Source organism: Streptomyces sp. NPDC004065, from assembly GCF_044903565.1.
GTDB lineage: Bacteria > Actinomycetota > Actinomycetes > Streptomycetales > Streptomycetaceae > Streptomyces.
In genome coordinates, this window is sequence record NZ_JBJDQT010000022.1 from 44,953 (window position 1) to 63,305 (window position 18,353).

At 70.7% G+C, this 18,353-nt stretch carries 20 protein-coding genes; 8 read left to right on the forward strand and 12 right to left on the reverse strand.

All coding sequences use genetic code 11. The features are described 5' to 3' along the window. Positions 1-71: 71 nt before the first annotated feature. The 4 genes from ACI2LW_RS22505 to ACI2LW_RS22520 form a co-directional block, all read right to left on the reverse strand. Positions 72-650, reverse strand: a complete 579-nt coding sequence (locus tag ACI2LW_RS22505) for a TerD family protein (RefSeq protein ID WP_404732995.1) — start codon at positions 648-650, stop codon at positions 72-74. A 175-nt stretch (positions 651-825) separates the two neighbouring features. Further along, positions 826-1,401, reverse strand: coding sequence for a TerD family protein (locus ACI2LW_RS22510; protein WP_404732996.1), 576 nt, complete (start codon positions 1,399-1,401; stop codon positions 826-828). Between the two features lie 113 nt (positions 1,402-1,514). Next, positions 1,515-1,973, reverse strand: a complete 459-nt coding sequence (locus ACI2LW_RS22515) for a peroxiredoxin (protein WP_404732997.1) — start codon at positions 1,971-1,973, stop codon at positions 1,515-1,517. Positions 1,974-2,240: 267 nt separating this feature from the next. Beyond that, entirely contained in the window at positions 2,241-2,678 is a 438-nt protein-coding gene (locus tag ACI2LW_RS22520; protein WP_404732998.1) for a DUF3052 domain-containing protein, read from the reverse strand. Positions 2,679-3,067: 389 nt separating this feature from the next. Between ACI2LW_RS22520 and aceE the strand changes: the two genes are divergently transcribed. After that, positions 3,068-5,815, forward strand: a complete 2,748-nt coding sequence (aceE, locus tag ACI2LW_RS22525) for a pyruvate dehydrogenase (acetyl-transferring), homodimeric type (protein ID WP_404732999.1) — start codon at positions 3,068-3,070, stop codon at positions 5,813-5,815. 311 nt (positions 5,816-6,126) lie between these two features. On the opposite strand, the gene ACI2LW_RS22530 is transcribed toward aceE, so the two are convergent. Next, complete coding sequence (locus ACI2LW_RS22530; RefSeq protein ID WP_404733000.1) at positions 6,127-6,471, reverse strand: small hydrophobic protein; 345 nt, start codon at positions 6,469-6,471, stop codon at positions 6,127-6,129. Positions 6,472-6,791: 320 nt separating this feature from the next. Next, complete coding sequence (locus ACI2LW_RS22535; RefSeq protein ID WP_404733001.1) at positions 6,792-8,411, reverse strand: MFS transporter; 1,620 nt, start codon at positions 8,409-8,411, stop codon at positions 6,792-6,794. Between the two features lie 151 nt (positions 8,412-8,562). Here ACI2LW_RS22535 and ACI2LW_RS22540 point away from each other — a divergent pair, with 151 nt between their 5' ends. The 3 genes from ACI2LW_RS22540 to ACI2LW_RS22550 all read left to right on the forward strand — a co-directional run bounded on the left by ACI2LW_RS22540 (position 8,563) and on the right by ACI2LW_RS22550 (position 11,613). Further along, on the forward strand, positions 8,563-9,225 hold the full coding sequence (locus tag ACI2LW_RS22540; protein ID WP_404733002.1) for a TetR family transcriptional regulator: 663 nt from the start codon (positions 8,563-8,565) through the stop codon (positions 9,223-9,225). Positions 9,226-9,466: 241 nt separating this feature from the next. Next, a complete protein-coding gene (locus ACI2LW_RS22545) occupies positions 9,467-10,666 on the forward strand; it encodes an alpha/beta hydrolase (RefSeq protein ID WP_404733003.1) in 1,200 nt (399 codons plus the stop codon). An 83-nt stretch (positions 10,667-10,749) separates the two neighbouring features. After that, positions 10,750-11,613, forward strand: coding sequence for a DUF4429 domain-containing protein (locus ACI2LW_RS22550; RefSeq protein ID WP_404733004.1), 864 nt, complete (start codon positions 10,750-10,752; stop codon positions 11,611-11,613). Between the two features lie 34 nt (positions 11,614-11,647). Here the strand turns inward: ACI2LW_RS22550 and ACI2LW_RS22555 are convergent, their stop codons facing one another. Beyond that, positions 11,648-12,247, reverse strand: a complete 600-nt coding sequence (locus ACI2LW_RS22555; protein WP_404733005.1) for a MerR family transcriptional regulator — start codon at positions 12,245-12,247, stop codon at positions 11,648-11,650. 106 nt (positions 12,248-12,353) lie between these two features. Here ACI2LW_RS22555 and ACI2LW_RS22560 point away from each other — a divergent pair, with 106 nt between their 5' ends. Both ACI2LW_RS22560 and ACI2LW_RS22565 read left to right on the forward strand, forming a co-directional pair. Then, positions 12,354-12,824, forward strand: coding sequence for a GNAT family N-acetyltransferase (locus tag ACI2LW_RS22560; RefSeq protein WP_404733006.1), 471 nt, complete (start codon positions 12,354-12,356; stop codon positions 12,822-12,824). An 18-nt stretch (positions 12,825-12,842) separates the two neighbouring features. Next, positions 12,843-13,661 (forward strand): serine hydrolase domain-containing protein, encoded by an 819-nt coding sequence (locus ACI2LW_RS22565; RefSeq protein WP_404733007.1) that lies wholly within the window; start codon positions 12,843-12,845, stop codon positions 13,659-13,661. A 24-nt stretch (positions 13,662-13,685) separates the two neighbouring features. Here ACI2LW_RS22565 and ACI2LW_RS22570 read toward each other — a convergent pair whose 3' ends face one another. The 5 genes from ACI2LW_RS22570 to ACI2LW_RS22590 form a co-directional block, all read right to left on the reverse strand. Beyond that, positions 13,686-14,612, reverse strand: a complete 927-nt coding sequence (locus tag ACI2LW_RS22570; RefSeq protein WP_404733008.1) for a Dyp-type peroxidase — start codon at positions 14,610-14,612, stop codon at positions 13,686-13,688. Between the two features lie 255 nt (positions 14,613-14,867). After that, positions 14,868-15,281 carry a hypothetical protein gene (locus tag ACI2LW_RS22575; protein ID WP_404733009.1) on the reverse strand — a complete coding sequence of 138 codons (414 nt, stop codon included), beginning with the start codon at positions 15,279-15,281 and terminating at the stop codon, positions 14,868-14,870. Between the two features lie 5 nt (positions 15,282-15,286). Beyond that, the gene (locus ACI2LW_RS22580; RefSeq protein ID WP_404733010.1) at positions 15,287-15,634 is read right to left on the reverse strand and encodes an EndoU domain-containing protein; all 348 of its coding nucleotides are present in this window, start codon (positions 15,632-15,634) and stop codon (positions 15,287-15,289) included. Between the two features lie 130 nt (positions 15,635-15,764). Further along, a complete protein-coding gene (locus tag ACI2LW_RS22585; RefSeq protein ID WP_125620739.1) occupies positions 15,765-16,235 on the reverse strand; it encodes an NUDIX domain-containing protein in 471 nt (156 codons plus the stop codon). A gap of 2 nt (positions 16,236-16,237) precedes the next feature. Next, positions 16,238-16,957, reverse strand: coding sequence for an XRE family transcriptional regulator (locus ACI2LW_RS22590; protein WP_404733070.1), 720 nt, complete (start codon positions 16,955-16,957; stop codon positions 16,238-16,240). Positions 16,958-17,230: 273 nt separating this feature from the next. Here ACI2LW_RS22590 and ACI2LW_RS22595 point away from each other — a divergent pair, with 273 nt between their 5' ends. After that, a complete protein-coding gene (locus ACI2LW_RS22595) occupies positions 17,231-17,482 on the forward strand; it encodes a hypothetical protein (protein WP_404733011.1) in 252 nt (83 codons plus the stop codon). After that, the gene (locus ACI2LW_RS22600; protein WP_398093981.1) at positions 17,470-17,715 is read left to right on the forward strand and encodes a hypothetical protein; all 246 of its coding nucleotides are present in this window, start codon (positions 17,470-17,472) and stop codon (positions 17,713-17,715) included. The genes ACI2LW_RS22595 and ACI2LW_RS22600 overlap by 13 nt, the downstream gene beginning before the upstream one ends. Positions 17,716-18,353 lie beyond the last annotated feature (638 nt).

Consider the following 18,353-nt stretch of genomic DNA (forward strand, 5'->3'; position numbering starts at 1 on the left):
TACCCAATCCGTCCGTTGGGGGGTCCCCCCGGTGAAGCCTGGGGAGGATTTTCCCCCCGCTGTACCCGGCTTTACGAAACATTGACTCCGAAGTCTAGAGCGATGCCGCGCAGACCGGACGCGTACCCCTGTCCCACGGCCCGGAACTTCCACTCGCCCTGGTAGCGGTAGAGCTCGCCGAAGATCATCGCCGTCTCCGTGCTGGCGTCCTCGCTCAGGTCGTAGCGGGCGAGTTCCTGGCCGTCGGCCTGGTTGACCACACGGATGAAGGCGTTGGAGACCTGCCCGAAGGTCTGGCCGCGTTCGTCGGCCATGTGGATGGAGACCGGGAAGACGATCTTCTCGCAGTGCGGCGGCACCTTGCCCAGGTCCACCAGGATCGACTCGTCGTCGCCCTCGCCCTCACCGGTGAGGTTGTCACCGGTGTGCTCCACCGAGCCGTCGGGGCTCTTGAGCTGGTTGTAGAACACGAACCACTCGTCGCCCAGCACCCGGTTGCCGGCGCCGCACAGCAGCGCGCTCGCGTCCAGGTCGAAGGGGGCTCCGGTGGTGGAGCGCGCGTCCCAGCCGAGTCCGACCATGACGTTCGTCAGGTTGGGTGCGGCCTTGGACAGGGAGACGTTGCCTCCCTTGGCGAGCGTGACGCCCATGATGCTGGTCCTCCCCGAGATGGTGCCTGTGGTGTTGTCCTGCGCTCCCCCGGAGGGGGAGAAACCCCCGGCGCCGCACGGAAACCAGTGCGGCGCCGGACGGTCAGGCGTTCGGCCCGGCCGGGTGCGCCCCGGGCCGGGCGGTGGTGACTCGGACGTTCACGCCGGAGTTCGGTCAGACGTTCACGCCGAAGTCCTGGGCGATGCCGCGCAGGCCCGAGGCGTAGCCCTGGCCGATGGCGCGGAACTTCCACTCCGCGCCGTGGCGGTAGAGCTCGCCGAAGACCATGGCGGTCTCGGTGGAGGCGTCCTCCGACAGGTCGTAGCGGGCGATCTCCGCGCCGCCGGCCTGGTTGACCACGCGGATGTAGGCGTTGCGAACCTGGCCGAAGGACTGCTGGCGGTTCTCCGCCTCGTAGATGGAGACCGGGAAGACGATCTTCTCGACGTCCGCCGGGACCGCGGCGAGGTTGACCTTGATCACCTCGTCGTCGCCCTCGCCCTCACCGGTGAGGTTGTCGCCGGTGTGCTCGACCGAGCCGTCCGGGCTCTTGAGGTTGTTGAAGAAGACGAAGTTCTGGTCGTTGCCGACCTTGCCGGAGCTGTTCAGCAGCAGCGCGCTGGCGTCCAGGTCGAAGTCGGTGCCCGTGGTGGTACGGGCGTCCCAGCCCAGGCCGACGAGGACCGCGGTCAGGCCCGGGGCCTCCTTCGTCAGCGATACGTTGCCGCCCTTGCTGAGGCTGACTCCCACGAGTCCTCCATTGGTGTCCGGGGGCCGGGAGCCCCGTCGTGCATCGGATATGGGATCAACGTGTCGATCCTAGTGACGGGTTCCCGTGCCCCGCAGGCCCTGGAGCCGAACAATCACAGGGTGTCGAGCGCCTTGACGTAGTCGTTGAGGTCACGGGCGTCCGGGAGGTCGTTGACGACCGTCCACCGCACGACGCCCTCCTTGTCGATGATGAAGGTGCCGCGCACGGCGCAGCCCTTGTCCTCGGCGAAGACGCCGTAGGCGCGGGAGGTCTCGCCGTGCGGCCAGAAGTCGCTGAGCAGCGGGTACTCCAGGCCCTCCTGCTCGGCGAAGACGCGCAGGGTGGGCACGGAGTCGTTGGAGACGGCGAGCAGCTGGGTGTCGTCGTTGACGAACCTGGGCAGGTTGTCGCGCAGCGCGCACAGCTCGCCGGTGCACACGCCGGTGAAGGCGAACGGGTAGAAGAGCAGCACCACGTTCTTCTCGCCGCGGAAGTCGCTCAGCCGCACGGTCCGGCCGTGGTTGTCCTTGAGCTCGAAGTCGGGTGCCTTGTCGCCGGCCTGGATCGCCATCGTCCTGCTTCCCTCTCGGTGGGCTGTTCGGGTGGCCACCACCCTACGCAGCGATCACCGCGGGCCGGCGGACGGGCCGGTCCCGGGCCGGCCGCGGACCGGGGGCGGACCAGGGGGTGGACCGGCCGCGGACCAAGGGGCGGACCGGCCGCGGACCGGGGGCGGACCAGGGGGTGGACCGGCCGCGGACCAAGGGGCGGACCGGCCGCGGACCAGGGGCCGGCCCGGGCGGCCGGCCCGCCCGGTGTCCGGGCCGGCGGGCCGGAGCTACTTCTTCGACTTGGCCGCCTTCGGCGTCGCCAGCCGGCTGCCGCTCCAGTCCTTGCCCACGCTGACGCTCTTGCTGGCCGACAGACCCGCCGTCGTCGCCGATTCAGAGATGTCGCTCGGCTCCACGTAGCCCGTACGGCCGGTCTTCGGCGTCAGGAGCAGGATCGCGCCACCCTCTTCGATGTACGTGGTGGCGTCCACCAGCGCATCCGTGAGGTCGCCGTCCTCGTCGCGGAACCACAGCACCACGGCGTCGGCGACGTCGTCGTAGTCCTCGTCCACGAGCTCGCTGCCGATGGTGTCCTCGATGGATTCGCGGAGCTCCTGGTCGACGTCGTCGTCGTAGCCGATCTCCTGGACCACCTGCCCGGGCCGGAATCCCAGCCTTGCGGCCGGGTTCGTCCGCTCCTCCGCGTGGTCCGCGGTCGCGCTCACGGGTTGCCTCCTGATGGTGTTGCGATATGGGTCTTCAGCCACGCGCGTGCGCGAAGCATTGGCCGTAGTCCACACGGGCGGGCCCGATCGCGCAAGTACCCGGCGGTCCGGACCGCCGAAACGGTGACGATCCCGGCTGTGTCGCCGCAACTCCTGACACGGTATCGCGACCGCCCGTGGCGTACATCACACCCTTCTGCCCGCTTTGTCCGGGCCGGAACCGTCCGGATCGGGCCCTTTGGTCCCTGGTACCCCCTGTTACCCCACGGTAGAGATGACTTTGCCTGTTCCGAGGTACACGATGGGGATCGGTGCAGGCACAGGCAGAAAACCCAGGCAAACAGCAGACACAGCCCAAGAATCTCGCCCTCTGACAGGTAAGGAACAGCGTGGCTTCCGGATCCGATCGAAACCCGATCATCATTGGCGGCCTTCCGAGTCAGGTTCCTGACTTCGATCCCGAAGAGACCCAGGAGTGGCTCGACTCGCTCGACGCCGCCGTCGACGAGCGGGGCCGGGAGCGGGCCCGCTACCTCATGCTCCGGCTGATCGAACGCGCCCGCGAGAAGCGCGTGGCCGTGCCGGAGATGCGCAGTACGGACTACGTCAACACCATCCCCACCAAGAGCGAGCCGTTCTTCCCCGGCAACGAGGAGATCGAGCGCAAGATCCTCAACGCCACCCGCTGGAACGCCGCGGTGATGGTCTCCCGCGCCCAGCGCCCCGGGATCGGCGTCGGCGGCCACATCGCCACGTTCGCCTCCTCCGCCTCGCTCTACGACGTCGGCTTCAACCACTTCTTCCGCGGCAAGGACGACGGCCGCGGCGGCGACCAGGTCTTCTTCCAGGGCCACGCCTCCCCCGGCATCTACGCGCGCGCCTATCTGCTGGACCGCCTCACCGAACGCCACCTGGACGGCTTCCGCCAGGAGAAGTCCAAGGCGCCGTACGGGCTCTCCAGCTACCCGCACCCGCGCTCGATGCCGGACTTCTGGGAGTTCCCGACGGTCTCCATGGGCCTCGGCCCGATCGGCGCGATCTACCAGGCCCGGATGAACCGGTACATGCACGCGCGCGGGATCGCCGACACCTCCGCCTCGCACGTGTGGGCCTTCCTCGGCGACGGCGAGATGGACGAGCCCGAGTCGCTCGGCCAGCTGAGCATCGCCGCCCGCGAGGGCCTGGACAACCTGACCTTCGTGGTCAACTGCAACCTGCAGCGCCTGGACGGCCCGGTGCGCGGCAACGGCAAGATCATCCAGGAGCTGGAGTCCATCTTCCGCGGCGCCGGCTGGAACGTGATCAAGCTGATCTGGGACCGCTCCTGGGACCCGCTGCTCGCCCAGGACCGCGACGGCGTGCTGGTCAACAAGATGAACATCACGCCGGACGGCCAGTTCCAGACCTACGCCACCGAGTCGGGCGCCTACATCCGCGAGCACTTCTTCGGCGACGACCACCGGCTGCGCAAGATGGTCGAGAACATGACCGACCACCAGATCCTCATGCTCGGCCGCGGCGGCCACGACCACCGCAAGATCTACGCCGCCTACAAGGCCGCCCTGGAGCACAAGGGCCAGCCCACGGTGATCCTGGCCAAGACGATCAAGGGGTGGACGCTCGGCCCGAACTTCGAGGGCCGCAACGCCACCCACCAGATGAAGAAGCTGACAGTCGAGGACCTCAAGCGCTTCCGGGACCGCCTGCACCTGCCGATCTCCGACCGGGAGCTGGAGTCCGGCGCGCCGCCGTACTACCACCCGGGGCGCGACTCGGAGGAGATCCAGTACATGCACGACCGCCGCAAGCAGTGCGGCGGCTACGTGCCGACCCGGATCGTGCGCTCCAAGCCGCTCCCGCTGCCGGACGACAAGGCGTACGCGTCCGTGAAGAAGGGCTCGGGCCAGCAGTCCATCGCGACCACCATGGCCTTCGTGCGGCTGCTGAAGGACCTCATGCGGGACAAGGAGCTCGGCAGGCGGTTCGTGCTGATCGCGCCGGACGAGTACCGCACCTTCGGCATGGACTCCTTCTTCCCCAGCGCGAAGATCTACTCGCCGCTGGGCCAGCTCTACGAGTCGGTCGACCGCGACCTGCTGCTCGCCTACAAGGAGTCGCCGACCGGCCAGATGCTCCAGGACGGCATCTCCGAGGCGGGCTGCACGGCCTCGGCGATCGCCGCGGGCTCGGCCTACGCCACGCACGGCGAGCCGCTGATCCCGGTCTACGTCTTCTACTCGATGTTCGGTTTCCAGCGCACCGGCGACCAGTTCTGGCAGATGGCCGACCAGCTGGCGCGCGGTTTCATGCTGGGCGCGACCGCCGGCCGTACGACCCTGACCGGCGAGGGTCTGCAGCACGCCGACGGCCACTCGCAGCTGCTCGCCTCGACCAACCCGGCCTGCGTGGCCTACGACCCGGCGTACGCGTACGAGATCGCGCACATCGTCAAGGACGGCCTGCGCCGGATGTACGGCGCGGACGAGCAGCACCCGCACGGCGAGGACGTCTTCTACTACCTCACCGTCTACAACGAGCCCATCCAGCAGCCCGCCGAGCCCGCGGACGTCGACGTCGAGGGCATCCTCCAGGGCATGCACCGGATCTCGGCCGGCGCGGCGGGCGAGATCCCCGCGCAGATCATGGCCTCCGGCGTGGCGGTGCCCTGGGCGCTCGAGGCGCAGCGCATCCTCGCCGAGGAGTGGAACGTCCGGGCGGACGTCTGGTCGGCCACCTCCTGGAACGAGCTGCGGCGCGAGGCCGTGGCCTGCGAGGAGCACAACCTGCTGCACCCGGAGGAGGAGCAGCGGGTGCCGTGGGTGACCCGGAAGCTGAGCGGGTCCGAGGGGCCGTTCGTGGCCGTCTCCGACTGGATGCGCTCGGTGCCGGACCAGATCGCGCGGTGGGTCCCGGGCCCGTACCAGTCGCTGGGCGCCGACGGCTTCGGCTTCGCCGACACCCGCGGCGCGGCCCGCCGGTTCTTCCACATCGACGCGCAGTCGATCGTGGTGGCCGTGCTGACCGAGCTGGCCCGCGAGGGCCGCGTCGACCGCTCCCTGCTGAAGCAGGCCATCGACCGCTACCAGCTGCTCGACGTCACCGCGGCAGCCCCGGGCACGGCGGGCGGGGACGCGTAGCGCCGCGCCCGTCCGGGGCGGAACGGGGCCGTCCGGGGCGATCCGTGGCGTCCGGGCCGGTCCGGTCCGTCCGGAGGCGGTCCGGCGCGCCCGGTCCGTCCGGGGCGGCCCGGCCCGTCCAGGGCGGTAGGCCGTCGGGGCGGACCGGAGGCGGTGTGAGGTGTGAGGGGCGGTGCGGCCAGGGGCGTCAGGACCTGGCCGCACCGCCCCTCGTCGTCTCCGCGTGCCGGGGTGGGGCGCCCCGGGCACGGAGAAGGGCCCCCGGCGGGCCGCCGGAGGCCCCTCGTCGCGCGGCCCGGGGTCACCCGGGGTCAGAGGATGCCGTTGCCCCAGGTGGCCGCTCCCGCCAGCCAGACGATCGCCAGCAGGGTGTCGATGGCGCCCAGGACGAGGGCGACCAGTGCCGGCACCGAGCGCTGGGCGCCCGCCCAGCTGCGGCCCATCGCGAGCCATCCGCAGACGACCGCCACCGGGCCGAGAACGATGCCCAGCGCGAAGAATCCGGCGACCGCGCAGACGGTTCCGATGATCCCGAGCGTGGCGCTGTCCGGGCGTCCCGCGGTCTTCAACCAGCCCCGCCGGGTGGACCCGCGTCCCGACCACGGCCGGCCGTGCGAACCGGGGTGCCCATGTGTTCCGTTTCCGAAGCCCGCCATCATCAACTCCCTGGACCCCTTGTCGCGTTGGAGTCCTGTCGGGGTCCGGGTGTGCGGGTACCCCGGTTCCGGCCGGCAATTCCGGTGCCGTCGCGGGCACTTGTCCGCCCGGCGCGCCGCCCGGCACGCCGCCCGGGGTGCCGCATGGCGCGCTGCCCCCCTCCAGCAGCGCGCCGCAGCGGCCCGTCCCGCGTCCCCTGCGCAGGACGTGACCCACTGTTACCTGCGGGGCGCCACGGCGACCAGTGATCTTCAGCCGCGTCACCCTGATGGGCGAAACGGGCCCGGAAAACCTCCGGGCGGCCGGTAAGGTCCGCCGGTCAGATGTGGCCGACGCCCGCGCCCGCCTCGGCGTTCTGCCCGCGCTTGGTGAGCAGCGCGACCAGGACGGCCACCGCCGCGACCCCGGCGGCCACGAGCGAGGCGAGGCTCATACCGGAGATGAAGGTGTCGTGCGCGACGTCGGTGATCTTCGCGGCGAACGCCCCGGGCGTGCCCTTCGGGACCGGTGCGATGCCCTGCTGCACCGCCTGGGACGCCTGGTCGGCCTGGTCCGGAGTGAGCGCCGGCAGACCGGCGTCCTTCCAGTTGCCCGCCAGGTCGTTGTCGACCTTGGAGGCCATCACGGCGCCCAGCACGGCCGTGCCGAGGCTGCCGCCGATCTGCATGGCCGCCTGCTGCAGACCGCCGGCCACACCGGACAGCTCCAGCGGGGCGTTGCCGACGATGACCTCGGTGGCGCCCACCATGACGGGCGCGAGGCCGAGGCCGAGCAGGGCGAACCAGACGGACATCGTGGCGCTGCCGGTGTCCGTCTCCAGGGTGGACATGCCGTACATGGCGACGGCGGTGACGAGCATGCCGCCGGCCAGCGGGACGCGCGGACCGAGCTTGGTGATCAGCACGCCCGCGAGCGGCGAGCCGACGATCATCATGCCGGTGAGCGGCAGCAGGTGCAGGCCCGCGTCGATCGGGCTCATGCCGTGCACGTTCTGCAGATAGAAGGTGACGAAGAACAGGCCGCCCATGAAGGCGATGGCCATCAGGACCATCAGGACGACGCCGGCGGACAGCGGGACGGAGCGGAAGAGCCCCAGCGGGATCAGCGGCTCCCTCACCTTCGTCTCCCAGAAGGCGAAGAGGGCGAAGCCGAGGACGGACGCGGCGATGAACGCCCAGGTCCGGCCGTCGCCCCAGCCCCAGCTCGGCGCCTTGATCAGGGCCCAGACCAGGCAGAACATCGCGCCGGAGAGCAGCGCGATGCCGGGGAGGTCGAAGGAGCGCGGCGCGTTCTCGGCGCGGTGGTCCAGCAGGATGACCAGCCCGAGGACGAGGGCGAGGGCGCCGACGGGCGCGTTGATGAAGAACACCGACTGCCAGTTGACGTGCTCGACGAGGACGCCGCCGAGGATCGGGCCGCCCGCGGTGGAGGCGCCGATGACCATGCCCCAGATGCCGATCGCCATGTTCAGCTTCTCGGCCGGGAAGGTGGCCCGCAGCAGGCCGAGCGCGGCCGGCATCAGCAGCGCGCCGAACAGGCCCTGGAACACGCGGAAGGTGACGACCGCGGCGATGCTGTGGGACAGGCCGATCGCGCCGGAGGCGGCGGCGAAGCCGGTCACGCCGATCAGGAAGGTCTGCCGGTGCCCGAAGCGGTCACCGAGCTTGCCCGCGGTGATCAGGGAGACGGCGAGGGCGAGGAAGTAGGCGTTGGTGATCCACTGCAGCTGTGCCCAGCTGGCGTGGAGGTCCTTGCCGATGGCCGGGTTGGCGATGGCCACGATGGTGCCGTCCAGGGCCACCATCATGACCCCTACGGCGACGGTGATCAGGGTGAACCACGGGTGCCCGCGCAGCCCCGCGGCCGGCCCGGGGTCCGACGGGGCCGGTGACGCCTTGCCCCCCGGACCCGTCGTATCGATGGTGGTCTGACTAGTCATACCTTCGAGGCTAATGTCAGCGACTGACAAACGACAAACCGATTCACAAGTCGGTAACTGACAAGTCACACCCGTATAGTCTGAACTGCGGGAACTGTTCGCGGGACAGGTTCTCCCAGGACAGATTCCACGGGACGGATCCGGAGAGTTCATGGAAACGGCGGGGACCGCCGAGGCGGCGCCACGGCCGGGGCTGCGCGAGCGCAAGAAGCGGCGCACCCGGGACGCGCTGCTGCACGCCGCGCTCGCGCTGTTCACCACCAAGGGCTACGAGCGGACCACGGTCGACGAGATCGCGGAGGCCGTCGGCGTCTCGCAGCGCACCTTCTTCCGCTACTTCGGCGGCAAGGAGGACGCCGCCTTCGCCGTGCAGGAGATGGTGGAGGCGCACTTCGTCGAGTCGCTGCGCGCCCGCCCCGCCGGGGAGGCACCGCTGGACGCGCTGCGCCGGGCGGTGCTGGAGAGTTGGGACACCATCAACGACGCCGTGGTCAGCGTCGTACCGGTGGAGCTGTATCTGCGCATGTTCCGCGTGATCGAGTCCACTCCCGCCCTGCTCGCCGCGCACCTGCGCCGCTCGGCGGAGACCGAGGAGGAGATCGCCCGCCTGCTCGCCGCGCGCGAGGGCCTCGACGTGGACGCGGACCCGAGGCCGCGGCTGGCCGTGGCCGTCTTCGGCGCGGTGATGCGGGTGACGGGCCGTCAGTGGAGCACGGGCGAGGACTTCAGCCTCGAGGCGATGCGCACGCTCACGGCCACCTACCTCGACCACATAGGGCCGGCGCTGACCGGCAACTGGCGTACCACGCGCTGAACCGGCGCCGGCCGTCCCCAACCGCCGCCGGTCACCACTGGTTCCAGCGGATCACGGGTGGTGACCGCGGATGACATCCGACTGCCGCAAACCGGCACATACCGGACCGCTCCCGAACTCGCGTGCGGCCAGCCGATCTTGGACTGGCGTACGAACCGAGAGGGCGGTCACACCGGCCGAAACGTGATCCCTGTCACTCGGTTGACGCGAGACCGCCTCGTTCTCCTAGTGTGTCCTCCCAGTGACTTCCTTCGACACCTCCCCGCAACTCAACGTCTGGCGCGCGCTGCTCGCACTGGCCGTGGTCTTCGTGATGCTGGCGACCACCGGCTGGACCGCCGTACACAGCCGACGGGGGTCCGGCGCCCTGCAGGCGTCCCTGTCCGCGTGGGAGCACGGCCGGCTGCACGGGCGGCCGCTGCCGGACCCGGAGGCGGCCCCCGCCCGGCTGGCCCGCTTCTTCGCCTCGCTCACCGCGCACGACCGCGCCCGGCTGGCCGGCCGTTATCCGCTCGCGGTCGGCAACATGAACGGCGCCCCCGTCCAACTGCGGTACCGGGCCAACCGGATCGCGCTCGGCCAGGCCCGCAGGTCCGAGCTGGCCCGGATGCACGACAGCCGGCTCACGCCCGTCGGGCAGCAGGACGCGGGCCGCCGTATGCACCGCTTCTCCGCGCTGCTGGCGCGGGGCCGCCAGATCCTCGCCTTCGACCCCGCGGGCTCCGGCCGGGTGGCCGAGGTGTTCGGCGACCTCACCACGGCCGAGCGGGTCTCCGTCGTCGTACCCGGCGTCGACACCGACCTGTCCACCTTCCAGAAGACCAACCGCCCCTACTCCGCCCTGCACGGCATGGCCCGCTCGCTGTACGCGGCGGAGCGCACCGCGGCCCCCGACGCCCGCACGGCCGTGATCGCCTGGGCCGACTACACCGCGCCCAGCGGACTCGGGGTCGACGCGGCCACGGCGATGCGCGCGGAGGACGGCGCCGTACGGCTGAACGCGCTGCTGCGCGGGCTGCCCGGGCGCGCGCCCGTCGCGCTGTTCTGCCACAGCTACGGCTCCGTGGTGTGCGGCATCGCCGGGCGCTCGCTGCCGGACCGGGTGTCCGACGTGGCGGTGGCCGCGAGCCCCGGCATGCGCGTGCGCAAGGCGTCCCACCTGCACACCGACGCCCGCATCTGGGCGATGCGGGACGCCACCGACTGGGTCCAGGACGTGCCCTACCTGGAGCTCGGCGGCCTCGGTCACGGCGCCGACCCGGTCTCCCCCGCGTTCGGCGCCCGGGTGCTGTCGGCGCGGGGCGCGAAGGGACACGCCGGCTACTTCGAGCCGGGCACCGACAGTCTGACCAACTTCGCCGAGATCGGCGTCGGCGCCTACGGCTCGGTGCGCTGCGCCGGCGACGACGACGGCTGCCGGGCGGATCTGTCCGCAGGATGAAGGCCGGACGCGCGTAGAGACAGCAGGAACTGCGGTCCGCGCGGGGAGGGACGTAGAAGCTCGTGCCGCCTACGATGAGCCGCATGGGTGACGTACTGACCGGTTTTCACGCTGCCTGGGAGTTCGAGTCCGATTCCGTGCTCATCCGCTACGAACGGGGGATACGCACACCGAAGCTGTTCCAGGCCCTCGGCGTACGCCGGATTCCGCTGGCGGCGCTCGCCCGCGTGACGCTCGGCCCGGGCCGCCGCGGGACCGTGGTGCTGCGCGCCGAGCCCAGACCGGGCGCCGATCCGCTGATGGACGCCGCCGACGGGCAGCTCACGGAGGGCAACGACCCCTACCGCCTGGTGCTGCCCGCCGAGCAGGAGCCCCTGGCCGAGCGCCGCGCCGCCGAACTGAGCGCCCTGCTCACCGGGAGCGGCCCGTGCGACCGCCACCTGGTGGACCCGCCCGAGGCGCCGCTGCGGTTCAAGGCGTACGACGGCAAGGCGTCCTTCGACGGCGGCACGGTGCGCTTCCGCTGGTCGTGGACCGGGGCGTCCTCGGCGAAGTGGAAGACCGGCGACCAGAGCTTCCCGGTGGGCGAGCTGGGCGGGGTCGAGTGGCGCTCCCCGGAGGCCGACGAGGGGCATCTGCGGCTGCTGCCGCGCGAGCCGGCCGCCGCCGCGAGCCCGCCGTCGCGGCCGGCGGACCAGGACCCGGCCGCGGTGGTGTTCGGGCGGGGGTACGGCCGCGTGCACGAGTCGCTGCCGTTCGCGGCGGCCGTGCTGGCGGCGGCCCGGGCGACGGCCTCCGCCGCACCGGTGCCGGTCGCCGCGGCCGCCCGCCGCGACCCGGCCGACATCGCCGAGCGGATCCGGCACCTGGGGGAACTGCACCAGGCGGGCCTGGTCACGGACGAGGAGTTCACCGTGAAGAAGGCCCAGCTGCTGGCGGAGCTGTAGCCGGACGGTCGGTTCTGCGAGGCGGGCCGCGCCGTCACCCGGCCCGCTCGGCCCGCCCGGCCCGCTCGGCCTCGTAGGGCCGGCCGGCCTCGGCGTAGAAGCTGAGCTTGCGGTCCAGTACCGCCAGGGTGTCCCTCAGCTCGGCGATCCTGGACAGCACGTCCCTGCGGGTCGACTCCAGCAGCGCGTACCGCTCGCCGTAGGTGCTCTCGCCCGCCCGCACCAGCTCCGCGTACCGCACCATGTCCGCGACCGGCATGCCGGTCAGCCGCAGTTTGCCGACCAGGTCGAGCCAGTCCAGGTCGCGGTTGGTGTAGCGGCGCTGACCGGTGTGCGAGCGGTCGACGTGGGCCATCAGCCCGATCCGCTCGTACCAGCGCAGGGTGTGGGCCGTCAGGCCGGTGAAGGCGACGACCTCGCTGATCGTGTAGCTGTCCTGCCCGTCGGGGCGCGGGTGCCGCGGCGGGGCGGCACAGGCGTCTCCGCCGGCGAGGTCCGCACCGGTCTCCGCGCTGGACCTGCCGTCCGCGGCCTTCTGGGTGCTCCTGCCGTTCCCGGTGTTCCTGGTGGTCCTGGTGGCCCTGCCGTTCCCGGTCTCCTCGGTGGCCGCGGTCGGGGTCTGCATCACCGTCATGTCCTCCACGCTATGGCCTTCGAGTGAACTCCAAGCAAGGGGAACCCGGCAACGGCCGGGAAATCCGGACGACACACCCGCACGGCCCTGGTTGGCCTGCACCGCCATGAGTCTCGTACGACGTGCCGTGCCCGAGGACGCCGGAGAAGTGCTGCGGCTGCGCCAGGTGATGATCGACTCCATGGGCGTGGCCGACCGGTCCACCGACTGGCACGCCGCGTCCCTTCCCGGCCTGCGGGCGCGGCTCGGGGAGCCGGAGGGGACCTTCGCGGCGTTCGTCGTGGACCACCCGGAGCGGCCGGGGGCGCTGGCCGCGCTGGTGGCGGGCACCCTGGACTACCGGATCGGCCGCGCGGGCAACCCGGCGGGCACGGTGGGGTACGTCTTCAGCGTCGCCACCGACCCCGGCGCCCGCCGGCGCGGGTACGCGCGCGCGTGCATGGACGAGCTCCTGCGGTGGTTCCGTGCGCGCGGCGCCGACCGGGTCCAGCTCACCACGTCCGACGAGGGCGCGCCGCTGTACGCCTCCCTGGGGTTCAAGCCCAAGCCGGAGCCGCTGCTGGAGCTGTGGCTGTGAGCGCATAGGCTCGGCCGCATGTCGTTGAACAGCCTGGCGTCGATCGAGAACTGGCCCGTGACCACCGCCGCGGCGGGCGTCGTCCGCGCGGACGGCACGGTCGCGGGCACCCACGGCCCGGCCGGCCACCGCTTCCCGCTGGCCTCGGTCACCAAGCCGCTGGCGGCCTACGCGGTGCTGGTCACCTACGAGGAGGGCGCGATCGAGCTGGACGAGCCGGCCGGCCCGCCCGGCGCGACCGTCCGCCACCTGCTCGCCCACACCTCGGGCCTGGCCTTCGACGAGCACCGGGTGACGGCCCCGCCCGGGGAGCGCCGCCTGTACTCGAACGCGGGCTTCGAACAGCTCGGCGACCATGTCGCCAAGGCCACGGACATCCCCTTCCCGGAGTATGTGCGCCAGGCGGTCCTGACCCCCCTGGGCATGACGGCGACCACCCTGGACGGCTCCCCGGCGAAGGACGGCGTCTCCACGGTGGAGGACCTGCTCCGCTTCGCCGCCGAGGTGCAGGCGCCGCGGCTGCTCGATCCCCGTACGGTCGCCGCGGCGATGACGGTCCAGTACCCCGGCACCAAGGGCGTGCTGCCGGGCTACGGCCACCAGAACCCCAACGACTGGGGCCTCGGCTTCGAGATCCGCGACGCCAAGTCCCCCCACTGGACGGGTACTTCGTCCTCCCCGCGCACCTTCGGCCACTTCGGCCAGTCCGGTACGTTCCTGTGGATCGACCCGGACGCCCGGGCCGCCTGCGTGGCCCTGACGGACCGCGCCTTCGGCCCCTGGGCCGTCGAGGCGTGGCCGGCTTTCACGGACGCGGTACTGGCGGAGCTGGGCTGAGTTCCACCGCACGGCACGCCGGCCTCACATCGCCGTCACCGCCCGGATCCAGTGCTCCCCGGTCGGAGGGACGAAGAAGTACCCGCCTCCGACCGTCAGGGCGTACTTGGCCAGGGCCTCCCCCCGCAGCCTGCGCTGCACGGCTTCGAAGCCCTGCGCGAGATCACGCTGGAAGCAGGAGAAGATCATCCCTTCGTCGTCGGCGCCCCGCCGGTAGTTGTAGCCGCGGCGAACCAGGGGCGGCGGGTCGCCGGGGTCGGGGGCCGCTCTGCGTACATGGGCGTCGAGCGGGGTGATCCCGCCGTGCCGGTCGGAGCCGAAGTCGGCCCGCTCGGTGCTCGGTGTGCCGTCCAGCCACCGCCCGTCCCGGCGACGGCCCATGACACGTTCCTGCTCCGGAACGCTGTCGCGGTCCCAGAGTTCCACCGCCAGCCGGATGATGCGGACCACCTGATAGCTGCCCCCCACCGCCCAGGCCGGCTCCCCCTGGCCGCCCTTCACCATGGCGCGCTCGACGACCTCCTCCCGGTCCGCCGGGTTTCCGTACCCCTCGGTGAAGTGGAACGGGTTGCGGGCGATTCCCCTGCCGTTCTCGGTCCGGTTCCCGGGGCGTGCCCCCGCGATCCGCCAGCGCACGCGCCACTGCGGCAGCGACCGCAGCGTCCGCGTCACCGCCTCGCTCACGGCTCCTGGGGAGGCGCCGGTCACCTGCAGCAGCAGATCGCCGTGCGACTGCGCGGAATCCAGCACGTCTCCCGCATACGACGGCATCGGTCGCAAGTGCTTCGGCGCCTCGGCCCCCTCGGCAACGCAGCCGGCCCCGAGTGCGAGCCAGGCGGACATGCCGCCTCCGTCCACAGCCGTGACGGCATGGTGCGCGGCCCGCAACGCGACAGCCCGCTGCTGATCGCCGCCCGCCAGGTCGAGGGCGACGACCTGCGCGTACGGCAAGGGCGCGGCTCCCCTGAGATGCGCCGGACCCTCACTGTGCCCCTCCGACGCCGCACGCACGGCGGCGACTCCGAACCCCGCGGCCCCGGTCGCCACCACAGCGGACACCCCCAGCACCCCGCGCCGGCTCCACTTGTCCACCCGCTCCTCCCCCAAGTCACCCTCTTCAGCCCCGCACACCACAGCGCCGCCCGCCTGCATGCCGCTCACCTGTGCCGAGATCCAAAGCGCATTTGTCCCCTCATCGGACGTCTCTTACTGGGTTCGCAGACGGCGGACGTCCATCTGCTCGCCCCACCCGCGTGCCAGGCACGCACGGATCAGTCTGGTCCGAACCGCTCTCAGTGATCGAGTCATGTCCTGAGCGCTGATCGTCGCCCCCACGCCTGTGCCATGAGCATTGGCTGAAACACTCACGGCATCATCGCCCCGACCGACCAGATCGATCCAGAATGGACCATCGAAGAACCTTACTGTTCTACGTCTCCCCTTGGCATGACGGACAAAGGAAACCGCGTCGAGCAGTTCCAGAAGGAAGGCGACCGGCATGTCGTTCCAATTCGCTTCCGGAAAGGGGTACCCGGAGATTTCGATCCAGACGTCACCCCAGATAGAGCCCGACCTAGCGAGATCGAGAGATTCCACGTCGCAGAACAGTTCAAATTCCATCAATCTCACCTCCAAACCGGGTAGGCGGTCTCAATCATGCGCGTTTCTTTGTTCACCCACATCTCGATGTGAAGCCCACTTGCTGAGCCTCGAAGGAAGACTCGATCTCCCTGAGAACGCCCTGCGACCGAAGACGACCTGTATGCCTGGCGAATCGTGGACTCAATCTCCCATGGAGACATGTAGTCCGGGAACTTCGTCTTGATTCCGCTCTGCTTGTACGTCTTGCCTGCAACGGTGTGCCGGTCAAGGACATGATCCATGTCGATGCCCACTTTCCGCCACCCGGGAAGGTTAACCGGCTTGGTGCATGTGCTGTTGTGGACGAGTACTGGCGAATCGCCCGCCAGCACATAGTACGTGTGCTACGCGAAGCCTTCGACCTGCTTTTTCGCAGGTCAAGTACGGTTTGCTGGTCCGGTGAGGTGCGTGGGTGTCCGTGGTTGTGCGGGGTTGTTGCCGTCGCTACTGCCGTCAGGCGGTTCAGCCCAAGTACGGCTTCTCGCGCTGTTCCAGGAAGTGCTGGAGCCGGAGCCGTTGGGTGTGGTGCATCGGCAACTGCTCGATCTCTTCGGGCGGCACGAACCGGAGTTCGGTGGACTCGTCGGAGATCTCCAGCTGGCCACTGGTGATGCGGGCGGTGAAGCAGACGTTGAACTGGCGGCGGACCTCGCCGTCGGTGTAGGCGATGATGTGTTTCGGGTCGGTGTAGGTGCCGACCAGGCCGGTGATCTCGACATCGAGGCCGGTCTCTTCCTTGACCTCGCGGACGGCCGTGCCGGGCAGGGAGTCGGTGAGGTCCATGCCTCCGCCGGGCAGGGCCCACAGGTCGTTGTCGCGGCGGCGCTGGAGGAGGATGCGCCCGTGGTCGTCGGTGACGACGGCGGATGCAGCGACGACCATGCTGTTCGGCTTGGGGGCGTTCGGGTCGTCGTAGTACTCGGTGCGGGCCACGGTCAGCCTTCCTCTCGTACGGGGGTTGCCGTCGCCCACACGGCGTCGAAGCTGTCGGCGTAGGTGTCGAACATGCCGCTCTCCTGGTGTCGGCGAAGATGCCATACGGGGGCGGCGTAGGCGTTGACGCCCCAGACGTGTGCGTTGACGAGTTGCTGGTCGTCGGCGCGGTAGAGGGAGTTGTAGAGCGTGGTGCCGTGGGTGCGGACTTCGATGCCTGGGGTGGCGGCGAGTGGCCGGTAGTGCATGAGAGCAAGGCGGCAGCGGGATTCGATGCCGTGGCCGAACCGCTCCTCCTGGCCGCGGGCTTGGACGTTGCCGCTGTCGGGGTCCCCGATCGCGATGCGAACAGTGCAGCCTTCGGTAGCGCGTTCGGTGAGGAGTTCGTTCAGCCGCGGGTACGCCTCGTGAAGGAAGACGGCCGCGTAGACGAGGATGTCGATCCGTTCCCGGGCCTGGGCCATCAGGTCGGTGAACGCCGAGACGGGGATGTCGGCCCGCTGTTCGTAGAGCGACACCAGTTCGGGGCTGATGGCGCGGGCGGGGCGGGCCTGGCGGAGCGCCGGCCAGAGTGCGTGCACGTCTTCTCCCAGGGCCTTGGCCGCCAGCAGGGCGGTGGCATGACGTGGGATACGCCCGAGGTTCACCCAGCGCTCGACCGACTTGGGGTCGACCTCGACCTGCTGAGCGAGTGCGGCGTACGTCCAGCCTCCCGCCGCCATGACGGCTCGCAGTCTCTCGTTCGGCACGAGTCTCCCCCTTCGTCTCAGGACGGCACCAGGGACGTTCTACACGGTGCGGGACGTCCCGGAGTGGGGTTTGGCGGAGGTTCCTCCGTCCCGGTGACCGGCGTGAGGATCGGTGCCGACCCTGCGGCACCGACGGGCCCAGGGGCACGCATCAACGCCGCCGAGGAGCGTCACCGTGCGAAAGAGCACCACCCCATGTGTTCCCGCCCTGCGACTGGACGCCCGGTCGCGCACCGTCTCGCCGGGGTGGTCACGATGACGGCCCCTACCCCTGATACCGGCGGGCACACCGTCTCGCCCGATGTCGGCGCCCTGGTGGTCGACCGACGGAACGGCAAGGTGGGCGTGGTGATGGGGCATGTGGGGCCGTACGTGCAGCTTCGGCCACCGCGCGGTGGCCGGGAGTGGGACGTGCCTCCCAAGGACGTACGTGCGCCCACTCCGACGGAGGAGTTGAGCGCCAAGGTGGCTGTGGCCAACCGGAGGTGGGGACGGTGACCCCTCGCTCGGTCCTGCGCTACGAGACCTGGACGCTTCAGCCCGACCGCGAGCCGGACGCGGAACCGGTCCGGTACGCGATGCAATGCGCCGTGGACGGAGAGACCTCACCGACGAGCGAGGACTTCGCCGAACCGCAGAACTGGGTGCTGCGGCACTGCGGCCAGAACCCGTCCCACCACACCTATCGGGAGATCATCACCCGCCCCTGGCGAACCTGGCGCCAGACGTGACCCACCCCGCTCGCCCAGGCGCCGCACCGCGCTGACCCACCCGACTCCCGTCCCTGCCGGGCGTAGCCGATCGAGGCTCCCCCGCACTCGTCAGCCGGCGGGGACGGGCCCTCACGTGCATGCCGTGCCCATGACTGTGGGGGTTCGAGTTCTGGCCTATGCCCCAGAAAGTCAGCCACGACGGCGGGCGCGCCGACCGACCACCCGCCACGTGTGTCTCGCTCAACCCCGCACCGACATCAGCCCAGTTATCTCCATCGTCACGGCTCCAGCCAGGCAGCAAGCATGGGCGTCCGGGACGGCGCGAGCCCGCCGGGCGGCCTCTCAGGTGCCCGGCCAGTCTGCTGCTGAGCGGTCGGACCGGGCTTCCGATTGGTAATCCGGCCTACGTTCCCGGGCTCTGCGCGCCGAGTGGTCGGCGGCCGTCGCCAGCGGGGCGGCAGACAGGAGCGGGCGGCGGTCACCGACCGCCGGCGCGCGGCGGCCCCGCGTCAGCGGGACGCCCTTGATCAAGTAAAGAAACTCTGAACAGCTCTCCGGGAATCGTCCCTGTCCGATCCCGGTAGATGCTTGACAGTTCGGTCCCAGCTGATGGTTGACAGTGGCTGTGTTCGGCTTTTCTGTGCGTGTCGTTGCGG

What these genes read in the sequence shown, in the direction of transcription:
- ACI2LW_RS22560 (WP_404733006.1), top strand. Translation starts at nt 12,354, where the DNA reads ATGAGTCTCGTACGACGTGCCGTGCCCGAGGACGCCGGAGAAGTGCTG.
- ACI2LW_RS22590 (WP_404733070.1), bottom strand. Translation starts at nt 16,957, where the DNA reads ATGGCGGCGGGAGGCTGGACGTACGCCGCACTCGCTCAGCAGGTCGAG.
- ACI2LW_RS22515 (WP_404732997.1), bottom strand. Translation starts at nt 1,973, where the DNA reads ATGGCGATCCAGGCCGGCGACAAGGCACCCGACTTCGAGCTCAAGGAC.
- ACI2LW_RS22535 (WP_404733001.1), bottom strand. Translation starts at nt 8,411, where the DNA reads ATGACTAGTCAGACCACCATCGATACGACGGGTCCGGGGGGCAAGGCG.
- ACI2LW_RS22555 (WP_404733005.1), bottom strand. Translation starts at nt 12,247, where the DNA reads ATGACGGTGATGCAGACCCCGACCGCGGCCACCGAGGAGACCGGGAAC.
- ACI2LW_RS22530 (WP_404733000.1), bottom strand. Translation starts at nt 6,471, where the DNA reads ATGGCGGGCTTCGGAAACGGAACACATGGGCACCCCGGTTCGCACGGC.
- ACI2LW_RS22505 (WP_404732995.1), bottom strand. Translation starts at nt 650, where the DNA reads ATGGGCGTCACGCTCGCCAAGGGAGGCAACGTCTCCCTGTCCAAGGCC.
- ACI2LW_RS22550 (WP_404733004.1), top strand. Translation starts at nt 10,750, where the DNA reads ATGGGTGACGTACTGACCGGTTTTCACGCTGCCTGGGAGTTCGAGTCC.
- ACI2LW_RS22575 (WP_404733009.1), bottom strand. Translation starts at nt 15,281, where the DNA reads ATGGAATTTGAACTGTTCTGCGACGTGGAATCTCTCGATCTCGCTAGG.
- ACI2LW_RS22565 (WP_404733007.1), top strand. Translation starts at nt 12,843, where the DNA reads ATGTCGTTGAACAGCCTGGCGTCGATCGAGAACTGGCCCGTGACCACC.
- ACI2LW_RS22540 (WP_404733002.1), top strand. Translation starts at nt 8,563, where the DNA reads ATGGAAACGGCGGGGACCGCCGAGGCGGCGCCACGGCCGGGGCTGCGC.